This is a genomic window from Streptomyces sp. NPDC002463, from assembly GCF_042889835.1.
GTDB classification, from domain to species: domain Bacteria; phylum Actinomycetota; class Actinomycetes; order Streptomycetales; family Streptomycetaceae; genus Streptomyces; species Streptomyces nymphaeiformis.
Window position 1 is genome coordinate 155,810 of the sequence record NZ_JBIARL010000013.1, and the last position, 10,491, is coordinate 166,300.

Genomic DNA, 10,491 nt, shown 5'->3' on the forward strand with positions numbered 1-10,491 from the left:
TTAGTGTCGAAAGGTGGACTGACCGGCCCACGGCTCACTCACCAGGCGAGGCCCGAGGCGCCCAATGAGTACACCCAAGCCGACGACACCGGCACAGACCGCCGCCCCGAAGAAGGGCGGCGACGGCAAGGGCATCGCCCTGTTCGTGATCGCGTCCTGCCAGCTCATGGTGGTTCTCGACATCACGATCGTGAACATCGCGCTCCCGCACATCCAGAGCGCACTGGACTTCTCCACGACCAGTCTGTCCTGGGTCGTCAACGCCTACACCCTCACCTTCGGGGGCCTGTTGCTCCTCGGCGGGCGCACCGGTGACATCCTGGGCCGGCGACGCGTCTTCATCTTCGGCGTGCTGCTCTTCGGGCTCGCCTCCCTCTTCTGCGGACTCGCGCAGAGCGAGTGGCAACTCCTCGCGGCACGGTCGCTCCAGGGCGTCGGCGGCGCGATAGCCTCACCGACCTCGCTCTCCCTCATCACCACCACGTTCGACGAAGGCCCGGAACGCAACCGGGCCTTCGGCGTCTTCGCGGGCGTCTCGGCCGGCGGCGGCGCGATCGGCCTGGTGGCCGGCGGCATGCTCGTCCAATGGCTCGACTGGCGCTGGATCTTCTTCGTCAACGTCCCGATCGCCATCGTGATCGCGATCCTCACGCCGCGTCACGTCAAGGAGTCCGAGCGGCACCCCGGCCACTTCGACCTCGCCGGCGCGCTGACCTCGACGCTCGGCATGGTGGCGCTGGTGTACGGCTTCATCCGGGCCGCGCAGGAGGGCTGGAGCGATCCCTACACGATCGGCTCGTTCGCCGCCGCGATCGTCCTCCTGGCCACGTTCATCCTCATCGAGCGGCGCTCCCAGCAACCCATCACGCCGCTGCACATGTTCGCCGACCGCAACCGCTCGGGCACCTACGTCATCATGCTCTGCCTGGCGGCGGCCATCTTCGGGATGTTCTTCTTCCTCACCCTGTTCGTGCAGCAGGTGCTGGGATTCAGCCCCCTGATGACGGGCCTCGCGTTCCTGCCGGTCAGCGCGATCATCGCGGTCGGCGCCGGCATCACGTCCAACCTGCTGCCCAGGCTCGGCCCGAAGCCCTTCATGGTGACGGGGTCGATCCTCACCGCGATCGGCCTGTCCTGGCTGACGCTCACCGATGTGAACTCCACCTACGCGGGCAGCATCCTCGGACCGATCCTCGTCTTCGGCATGGGCATGGGCCTGATGTTCGTCTCGCTGACCATCATGGCGCTGTCGAACGTCGAACCGCAGGAGTCCGGCGCCGCGTCCGGCCTGCTCAACGCCATGCAGCAGGTCGGCGGTTCGCTCGGCCTCTCCATCCTGGTGACCGTCTTCGGCACGGCCAGCCGCAACGAGGCGGACCAGCAGGTACCGGCCTTCCTCTCCCAGGCCGGCCCGCTGGAGAAGGCCCAGTTCGCCAAGACCGGCCAGCTTCCTCCGCCCTGGAGCGACCAGGTCCTCACCTCCGGCGTCACCGCGGGCTTCGTCACAGCGGCGATCTTCGCGGTCGTCGGTGCCCTGGTCGCCCTCTTCGTGATCCAGGTCCGCGCATCCGACCTCGAACGGCTCAAAGGCGGCGGCGTGATGCCGGGGGCCTGAGCGCTAGGGCCTGTCTTTCGGGTCATGCCGGGCTCGCGGGGCCCGGCACGAAAGACAGGCCCTAGGGCCTGTCCGGATGCAGCTCGGCGTACGGCCGCTCGGGACAGGGGGCACCGGGCGGAGCGACCTTCAGATACACGGTCGAGTACTGAGGATTCTCGATCTGCCTGCCCGGAGCGGGGTCCTGGAAGCAGACCTTCCACGGGTCGGCGACACCGGGCAGCTCCACATCGGAGTACGCGCTCTCCACGTCGACCTTCTTGACCCCGACGGGCTTCAGCAGCTCACCGGCCCGAGCGAGGGTCACCCCGGTGACGGCGGGCATCGCCGGCCAGGGAATCCTGCCTCCGTCGGCGCCGGGGCAAGGCGCCCCGTCCCGCACCACACCGAGATCCAGCACGGGCCGGCCACCGTCCCGCTGCCCCGCCGAGGTCTGGAAGCACACGGCCCACTCACCCGCGTCCCACTGCCGGTCGTCCCGCTCGGAGGCATCGTGCGACACGACGGAGTACCCGGCGGCGGAGGCGACCTCCTGCGCCTCCTCGAGCCCCTTCCCCACGAGCGCGGGGGGCCCGGCGGGCGAGGGGGCGGCGGAGGCGCTGACGGACGCGGCGGGCGGCCGGGCGTCGCCCCTCCCCGCCTTCTCCTCCTTCGGCGGATCACCCCTGAGGAAGGGCAGCGCGAACCACACGGCCGCGAGCACACTGGCGAGGATCTTCCGCTTCCGGTCCCAGGGACTCAGCCACGCGAGCCCGATCCCGACGGGCGGCAGCACGACCAGCGCGACGACGACGAGCCCCGGATGCCGCCACCACCGCCGAACAGCCCCTCGGGGCGGCGACGGAGGCGGCGGCGGTGCATACGCGTACGAGTCCACGCCGGGATCGTAGAGACCTCCGGAACCCCGCCACTCCGTTGTGCCCGGATCGATATGAGACTCGGCGACCTGCTCGCCGTGGGACAGGTGGTCCGTTCGCGGCCGGCTACCCATAAGATCACTGGCACGGAATGCGGCCCGACGGGCTTCCCCACGAGGACATGCCCCCACCCGCACGAGTCACTCGTGCCCTGGGGGAACCACCTCGTGTCCATGCTCCTGCTGAAAATGGCAGCGCAGGATCTGCTCACGCTCAACGCCCGGCGCTTGATGGTGCCGCACCTCGCCGCGCGATGGCGACACTTCCGCAGCGCTGACGCCTCGGTCACCGAGCGTTCCGCCTGGGCGGAGAGTCTGGTGAGTCTGGCGGGCGATCTGGTGGCCGCGGGACGAGGGAACGTGGAGATGGTCGTCGAATGCGCTGCCACGATCGACGACTCCGATCGCCCGGGTGGCCCGCGGCTCATCGACGTGGTCCTGGTGGGCCGCCATCCTGAGGAGAACCGGCCGTCCGTACAGCTGGTCGAGCTGAAGCGCTGGTCCGGCGTCACCAGGGTGGAACAGGCGACCGCAGACCTGGTGTACGTGGAGGGCATGGGCGCGAAGGCTCATCCGGCCCTGCAGCTGCGGGAGTACTACCACGCGTTCACGAGCGGCCGGGGGCCGTTCCAGGGGCTTGACTTCGAGTGTGGCGGATTCGCCTACCTGCACAACGCCACGGATGAATCTGTGCGTCCGCTTCTCGATGTGGAGGCGCCGACCGGAGTGTATGCCCGTATCTATACGAGCGACCGGCGCAAGCAACTCCTTTCCGACCTCCAAGGGAGTTTCGCCGACGAGGGAGCGTCCTCGATGGCCGAGATCATGCTGCAGGGCATGGGGCTGCGCAACACACCTTTGCTGGACGCCATGATCTGGTCACGCGGTGTCGACACGGTCTTCACTCTGCGGGGGAGGCAGAAGGACGTCGCCGACAACATTCTCGAGACCGCATCCCGGATCCTCCCGAATCCGCGTCGACCGGAGTTGATTCCGGACGAGCGTCGCGTGGTGTTTCTGGTGACCGGCGGCGCGGGAACGGGAAAGAGCGCCATCGGCCTGCAGATGAAGACCGAACTGGAGGCTCAGGGGCGCACAGTGAAGTACGCCAGTGGCAGCAGGGCCTTCAACGGGGCGATGCAGGAACACGTCGGATATGGAGACAGCGAGTTCCGGGAGTCGTTCACCTACTTCAGTAATTTCGTCACTCCGCCCGATCCGCCTCTGGACGTCTTGATCTGCGATGAAGCGCACCGTTTGCGAGACCGTTCGACGAGCCGGTTCTGGAAGCCCGAGGAGCAGGGCACGGGGCCACAGGTGGACGAACTGCTCGCGGCGTCCCGCCTGACCGTGTTCTTCCTGGACGAGGCCCAGTCTGTTCGGCCGAACGAGGTGGGCACCGTAAAACTCATCGAGGAAGCGGCCGTCCGGCACGATGCCCGGCTTGCCCGGTTCAACCTGCGGGAGCAGTTCCGCTGCGGCGGTAGCGATGCCTACATCCGCTGGGTGAGGGCCGTACTGGGAGTCACGGACGAGACGCCCGATCCATGGAGACCGGACGGACTGATGCACATCGAGGTCGCCGATACCCCGGAGGAACTCGAACGGATCATCCGCACCGAAGCGCTGGCCGGCGCTTCCGCGCGCATGGTCGCAGGCTACTGCTGGCCGTGGACGAAGCCGCAGGGGAAAACCAAGAGTCTGGAGGCCGACGTCCGTATCGGAGACTGGCACCGACCGTGGAACGCGGACAGTGACAGCTTCTGCGAGAACGACGCACCCCCGTCGAGGATCTGGTCCGTGCACGAGAACGGTCTCGGCCAGATCGGCTGCGTGTATACCGCACAGGGCCTCGAATGGGACTGGTGCGGCGTGATCATGGGCGAGGACATGGTGCGCCGCGGGGAGAAATGGGTATTCCGGCGAGGCAAGGAGCTTCAGGACCCGGAGTCCGAAGTCAAACGTGTCGCCGTGCCCGGATCATTCGACCCGAAGGTGAAGGCCGGCAGTGTCGACGACGACGAATTCGCCCGGCTCGTACGCCACGCCTATCACGTGCTGATGACGAGGGCCAGCCGCGCGACGGTGCTGTACTCCACGGACGAGGAGACCCGCACATACCTCAAGGAACTGGTTGGCGAGGTGGAGGTCCACGGCCTCCGGCCCATCTGGGAGAACCTGCCGCAGGAAGCCCGCCGGCCCCACCTGCCCCGGCCTCGACGAGGACGACGCAACCGCAAGAACCGCAGGTCGGGAGAATCATACGAAGCCGAGCTGAGGCTCTTCTGACAGGAGTGGTTCAGAAGTGTGATGGCGGGCTCTCCGGGCCCGCCATCCGCCGGGGTCAGAAGACCAGGCGCGCTGCCGCCGTCAGGGCCGCCACCACAAGATTGGCGACGACACCCACGGTGACGTCGAACAGGATCCTGCGGATCCTGCTGCGACGCGCAGGCTTGCACTCAACGGGATTCATGAACACCACTCCTCGGTACGACATCGGAATGGCAGGGACCGCCCTACCGGGCATCCGCACTCACCCCACGTACGGGACACGGGGGAAACCACTCTTCAGTCGCGATCGAGAACCGGCGTCTGAACACCGCTGACGTACCCTCCGGGAAGGTGCGCAGCGCGAACCATACTAATACGCGGCAGACTTGACGATGGACCAATAAAGCTCCGGTCGGCGTGACTAGGCCGACTGGAACCTGGTCCGCTCCGACAGCGCGGCACGTGCGCCGTCGAAGTCCGCCAGCCTCGCCGCGACCGTCGCCGTGGCAAGGCGCAAGGGCAGTGCGGCGGAGAACTTCAGGCCCGCCACCGCCCGCGGATCGACATCGGGAAGCACCAGGGCGGGACCGGAATCCACAGCCTTGAGGGCACTCCGCCACATGTCCTGGGTCAGGTCTTCCCGGAGCCGGACGTAGCAGTCGGTCGGGCGTTGAACGGGGTCGGCGATCGACCCCAACGTCGCGCCGAGTGTCGCGTTGGCACGGTAGCCCGCCCAGGTCCACCAGCGGACGTCGTCCCCCTGCCGCACCACGAGCGAGCCGTCGGGATGGACCATGCGGGGCGCTTTCTCGTCGCGCCACTCCTGCAGACAGACCTCGGCCCGCCGCGTGAGCGTGACGGGCGGATCTTCGCCGAGGAGGATCTCGCGCATCGCGCGGGTGAGCGCGTGCGACAGGCCGACGACCGATCCGCCCGACCACTTCGCGACGCCGCCGCTCTCGACGGGCTCGACGAAAGCCCTCTTGCGGCCCCAGTCGATGAAGGTCACCTGCCAGCTGCGGCCGGCCAGAAGGAGTCGGCGCGGCCCCGGCCGCTCGTCGGTGAGGACAGTGGGATCCATCCGGCCGATCTCGGTGCGCCCTGACAGGACGGTGAACTGAGGTGGCGCGGTGAAGGAGGCCGTCAGTTCGATGAAGTGCCGTCGCCCGAAGCGGCGTTCCGCCTCGTCTCCGACGAACAGCATCCCTCCGTCGGAATCCAGAAAGCCTTCGTCCACGAGGTGGCGCAGGACGGGCGCGGCCGAGCGGTCGAACGGAACGAGACCGTTCCACTGCTCGGACCAGAGCCGGTCACCCAGCTTGTGTTCCTGCAGCGTCACGGCGAGCAGCTGCTGGGCCACGAGGTGGCGCGGCTCGGGGGGTGCCACGACGGGTTCGACCCAGCCGCGCCCCCAGAGCAGGAGCAGCGCTGCGGCCTGCAGCAGGGCGTCCTTGTGGGTGGCCAGGAAGAGACAGTTCCGGCTGGAACCGGGGCGCCGCCCCGTCCGGCCGATGCGCTGCAGGAACGAGGCGACGGTGGCGGGGGAGTCGATCTGGATGACCCTGTCCAGGTCGCCCACATCGATGCCCAGCTCCAGGGTGGAGGTGGCGACGATGACGCAGTCGCGTGCCTCGGCGAACGCCTGCTCGGACCTGGCCCGTTCATCGGCGGACAGAGAGGCGTGCGAGAGGAAGACGGTGACGTCTCGTGCCCTGAGCGCCGCACCCAGCTCCTCTACCTGGCGCCTGGAGTCGCAGAAGACCAACCGCTTCTCGCCTCTGTGCAGGGCGGCGATGACCTTGGCGGCGTTGTCCAGAGAACCCACGTAATCGAGCTCGACCTCTCCGGGCGGCTGCGATCCGGCGGGGACACCGGAAGCGCCCGGGGCCACGACCCTGCCCGGGCGCTGTCCGGCCTTCGCGCCCTGCAGCCAGGTGAGCAGTTGCTCCGGATTGCCGACGGTCGCGGACAGCCCGATCCGCTGGATGGCGCGCCCTGTCACCCGTTCCAGGCGTTCAAGGACGGCTAGGAGATGCCATCCGCGGTCGTCGCCCGCGAAGGCGTGCACTTCGTCCACGACAACAGCCCTGACGCCTCCCAGCAAGTGCGCATGGTCGGTCTTCACGCCGATGAGCATGGCCTCCAGCGACTCCGGAGTGGTCAGCAGGATGTCCGGCCGCTCGGTACGGATACGGCGACGCTGGGACTCCTTGGTGTCTCCGTGCCATAGGGCGGCGCTGCGCCCGAGCCACTGCGCGTAGCTGTCGATGCGCGTCATCAGGTTGTTGAGGAGCGCTTTGAGGGGGCAGAGGTAGAGGACCGAGGTGCCGGTCCAGCCTCCGGCGGACATGGCCGAGAGGATCGGGAGACAGGCGGCCTCGGTCTTCCCTCCAGCCGTGGGGGCCAGCAGTACGGCGTCCTCGCCGTCTATCACCGGATCGATGGCGGCACGCTGCAGGGGCCGGAGGTCCGGCCAGCCGAGCGTGTTGACCACGTGGTGGAGGACGACGGGGTCGAGCCGGTCGACCGGGTCCGCGCCGTTCGCCATCACAGGTCCAGATCGATGCCGTCGGCGGACGACGCGGCGGCCAGGTTTCGTTCCACGTCGGTGAGTTCGGTGTCCGTCACCGTGAGCCGGTAGTGCCGGCGCGGGTCGAAGTCCTCGAACTGGTCGATGCGGTCCAGGACGTCCCCGACCAGCTTCTTCAGGAAGAGCCGGGGCGCCACGCCGACCTTCCCGCCGAGTGATCCGCCCACGGCCCGGGCGAGGTCGGCGATGTAGGCGTCGTCGGCGAGCGACGTGATGCGGTCGGGGGCCGAAGCACCGGAGGCGTACAGATCGCGAATGGTCACACCGAGGCCGGCCAGGGACTCCTGGGTGAATCCGGGCAGGCGCAACTGGACGGCTCGAGGGTTGTCGAAGCGTGGATCCGTCGTGAAGTCCGTGGCGAGCCGCTGGGCGAGCGGTGCGAGTCGCTGTACGCCCTGCTGGCCGTCGAAGAAGGCAGGTGTACCGGTGATGACGAGGTAGAGGCCGGGGAAGCGGCCGGAGTGGACCTCGTCGATGAGCTGCCGGAGGGCGTTCAGCGCCTTGTCGCGGGCGTCCGACCGTACCCGCTGGAGGGTTTCCACCTCGTCGAGGACGACGAAGAGTCCCCGATGGCCGGAGTCCTGCAGCACGGTCAGCAGTCCCTGCAGGAAACCGAGGGCACCGAAGTGGTCGAGGTCTCCGCGGACGCCGGCGGAGCGCCGGGCCGCGGCTGCCACATGGGGCTGGCCGCCGAGCCAGGCGAGGACTGCCGCTGCCGTCGCCTCGTCGCCTTCCGCGAGTGCGGACCGGTAGCCGCGCAGAGCGGTGGCGAAGGACGGCGCATGGCGCGAGACCTCGGTCAGCCGGGCGGCGAGCAGCTTCTCCACCTCACCGTCCAGGTCCTTCTCGTCGGCGCCGGCGGCGAGGGCGTCCTCTTCCAGGGCGTAGAACCAGGCGTCCACCACGGGACGCAGGGCGCTCGGCGGGAAGCTGGCCGTCGCAAGCCGCTCGGTGAGCCGTCGGTAGACGGTCTCCAGCTTGTGCAGAGGAGTCTCGTTCTCCGAGATCTGAATCTCGGAGACGGCGAAGTTCCGCTGCTTGGCACGCTCACCGAGCCAGCGCGTGAAGAAAGTCTTGCCGGAGCCATACTCGCCACGTACGGCCTTGAAGACCGAGGCCCCCGAGGCGACCGCGTCGAGTTCCGCATCGAGGGCGGACTCGAAGCGGTCGAGCCCGGTGGCGAGCAGGTCGAGGCCGTTTTCGGGGACCGCGCCCCGTCGGAGGGCGTCGATGGCGGTTCGGCGCCGAGCGGCGGACACGACGGTGGGACGAGGAGTGCTCACCCGCCCATTCTCCCATCCGCCCCGGTGCGGTGGTCCGGCCGCGTCACCGCCGGCGAAGGCTGCCGTAGCCGAGGGTCGTCGTCAGATGGGCGACGAATTCCGCGCTCTTCGCGGCCTTGTCCGGCCCCCACTGCCGCTCCTTCTGGAAGAGCTCGAACTGTTCGCGGAGCGACGCCCACAGCGACTCCAGGCGGGCAGGGGTCGGGAAGATGTCTTCCCGGGCGGCGTTGTTGAGAGTGTCCGGCCTGTTGAAGGCACGGCCGATGAGATCCACGGTGCCCAACATCGCCAGATGGAAGTGGAGGTTGGTGTACTCGGAGCGGGAGACGGGCTCCGAGGTCGACTGGAGGAACTCGTCCACCTGGCGCTGAGCCCTGGCCAGCCACAGGTACACCGGCAGCTCCGTCTTCTCGGAGAACACCCGCCGGTAGTCGGTGTCCGACTTGAGCAGACTGGACGGCCGGGCGCGTGCAGCGTCCGGCTGTCCCAGAGCCATCGCCATGACGGACTGGGCGAGGAGCGGGATGCTGACGATGCGGTCGGTGGGCTTGCCCTGGTTCCGGTAGAAGTTCTTGCGGCGGTCGTAGAACCACTCGTGCTCGAGGAAGTAGGACTCGATCTGCCGCTGGATGTCGTCGGTGGCCCGGAGGGAGGCGACCGGCACGCTGGTCTGTCGGTTGGTGGCGCGGATGACGGCATCGCGCGCAGCCTGGTCGGCCGTGACGAGGATGCGCACCTGGACCAGCCGGTCGAAGACGGGGGCGGCCGGCTCGGCGGCGTAGAGGTCGCGCAGGGTCTCGTGGAGCGTGTACGAGGTCTGGAGACCGTTGACGATCTGCACGTCGGAGAGACTGAGGCGCTTGCCGATCGACGTGGCCTGGGAGCACACGATCGTGATGCCGTTGTTGAGCCACCAGAACTCGGGAGCGTCCGCGTTCTGGAGGGAGGCGGTGATCTCCCGGTTGACCTCGGCGTTGCCCTGGTAGTCGCGGACGTTCCAGTCGAAGACGTGGGACTTGATCGTGCCGGTCTCGTCGCTGAGGAAGTCGATGTACTCGCCCAGGCCGACCAGGGCGATGTGGCTCGTGCCGTGGGTGATGCTCTCCCGGTAGGGAAGTTCCAGGGTGTACGAAGGAAGAGTGCTGGCCCGCTTCCACAGTTCGGCGGGGCCCAGGAACTCGACCTCGCCCGTCGAGATCGCGAAGGCCTGGGTGAGCTGGGCCTCCAGGAGCTTCGCCTTCGTCTGCACCTTGAGGTGGACCTCGGAGGCCTCGCCGCGGGTCACGTACGAGAACTTGATCAGCATCGTCGGATGACGGTGCGCGAGACGCTTCAGGGCCTCCCGGAAGAGCTGGAAGCGCGCCCGGAGGTCCTCGTTGTACAGGATGGCCACGGCGTCGTCGTCTACCTCCATGTCCAGGAGGTCCTTGCAGGTGGCGGCCACCCGGTCCAGCGCCAGTTCGGAGAAGGCCGGGCTCGTCTTGGCCTGGACGAGCCACAGGGTCAGCTGCGTGCCGGCCTCCACCTGGGAAGCGGCCGACGAGTTCTGGAAGATCTCGCCGTCCTCGTGCAGCAGCCGGCCGCGAGGAACACGTACGCGCCGTCGATGCCGCCGTCGTTCCCGCCGCCGATGATGCCGGCCTCGATCTCCTCCTCCGAAAGCCCGAACCCGTGCAGGGCGTGCTCGCTCGCGAACCGTTCGAAGGCGGCGTCGAACGACAGGGGAACGCTGCGGGCGTTCCGCCACTCGTCGATCATCTGATTGATCAGAACACGGTCGTTGGCGCTCATGGCTCCTGGCTCATCGTGCGGATGC

General features: G+C 68.2%; 8 protein-coding genes. 2 read left to right on the forward strand and 6 right to left on the reverse strand.

The features are described from left to right. Positions 1 to 64 precede the first annotated feature (64 nt). The gene (locus ACFYX3_RS25970; protein ID WP_389017808.1) at positions 65 to 1,615 is read left to right on the forward strand and encodes an MFS transporter; all 1,551 of its coding nucleotides are present in this window, start codon (positions 65 to 67) and stop codon (positions 1,613 to 1,615) included. A gap of 61 nt (positions 1,616 to 1,676) precedes the next feature. Here the strand turns inward: ACFYX3_RS25970 and ACFYX3_RS25975 are convergent, their stop codons facing one another. Beyond that, on the reverse strand, positions 1,677 to 2,492 hold the full coding sequence (locus tag ACFYX3_RS25975; protein ID WP_389017811.1) for a hypothetical protein: 816 nt from the start codon (positions 2,490 to 2,492) through the stop codon (positions 1,677 to 1,679). Between the two features lie 213 nt (positions 2,493 to 2,705). Here ACFYX3_RS25975 and ACFYX3_RS25980 point away from each other — a divergent pair, with 213 nt between their 5' ends. After that, a complete protein-coding gene (locus ACFYX3_RS25980) occupies positions 2,706 to 4,820 on the forward strand; it encodes a DUF2075 domain-containing protein (protein WP_389018101.1) in 2,115 nt (704 codons plus the stop codon). Positions 4,821 to 4,875: 55 nt separating this feature from the next. Here ACFYX3_RS25980 and ACFYX3_RS25985 read toward each other — a convergent pair whose 3' ends face one another. The 5 genes from ACFYX3_RS25985 to ACFYX3_RS26005 all read right to left on the reverse strand — a co-directional run bounded on the left by ACFYX3_RS25985 (position 4,876) and on the right by ACFYX3_RS26005 (position 10,466). Continuing rightward, positions 4,876 to 5,004, reverse strand: a complete 129-nt coding sequence (locus ACFYX3_RS25985) for a DUF6408 family protein (protein WP_389017814.1) — start codon at positions 5,002 to 5,004, stop codon at positions 4,876 to 4,878. Positions 5,005 to 5,223: 219 nt separating this feature from the next. Next, complete coding sequence (locus tag ACFYX3_RS25990) at positions 5,224 to 7,350, reverse strand: DEAD/DEAH box helicase (RefSeq protein ID WP_389017817.1); 2,127 nt, start codon at positions 7,348 to 7,350, stop codon at positions 5,224 to 5,226. Further along, on the reverse strand, positions 7,350 to 8,675 hold the full coding sequence (brxD, locus tag ACFYX3_RS25995) for a BREX system ATP-binding protein BrxD (RefSeq protein ID WP_389017820.1): 1,326 nt from the start codon (positions 8,673 to 8,675) through the stop codon (positions 7,350 to 7,352). The genes ACFYX3_RS25990 and brxD overlap by 1 nt, the downstream gene beginning before the upstream one ends. Positions 8,676 to 8,718: 43 nt before the next feature. After that, a complete protein-coding gene (locus ACFYX3_RS26000) occupies positions 8,719 to 10,200 on the reverse strand; it encodes an AIPR family protein (protein ID WP_389017823.1) in 1,482 nt (493 codons plus the stop codon). Further along, positions 10,179 to 10,466 carry a hypothetical protein gene (locus tag ACFYX3_RS26005; protein WP_389017826.1) on the reverse strand — a complete coding sequence of 96 codons (288 nt, stop codon included), beginning with the start codon at positions 10,464 to 10,466 and terminating at the stop codon, positions 10,179 to 10,181. The genes ACFYX3_RS26000 and ACFYX3_RS26005 overlap by 22 nt, the downstream gene beginning before the upstream one ends. Positions 10,467 to 10,491: the final 25 nt, after the last annotated feature.